Origin of the sequence: Pseudomonas sp. HMWF006 (assembly GCF_003061205.1) — a bacterium.
GTDB lineage: Bacteria > Pseudomonadota > Gammaproteobacteria > Pseudomonadales > Pseudomonadaceae > Aquipseudomonas > Aquipseudomonas monsensis.
Genome location: NZ_QAIU01000590.1, coordinates 1 through 313 on the forward strand (window position 1 = coordinate 1; position 313 = coordinate 313).

Sequence of the window (313 nt, forward strand, 5' to 3'; positions counted from 1 at the left end):
CGACCTGAACGCTTTCCGGTGAATCCACAATCGACTCGGTCTTTCAGGTCGATGCAAGGCTGCAGACACCACGGTCGGCCCCCTCTCCCGGCGGGAGAGGGGACCGATCGGGGGGATACTCTGGAGGTCTATCGACCTGAACGCTTTCCGGTGAATCCACAATCGACTCGGTCTTTCAGGTCGATGCAAGGCTGCAGACACCACAGTCGGCTCCCTCTCCCGGCGTGAGAGGGGGCAGATCGAGGGATATTCTGGAGGTCTACCGACCTGAACGCTTTCCGGTGAATCCACAATCGACTCGGTCTTTCAGGTC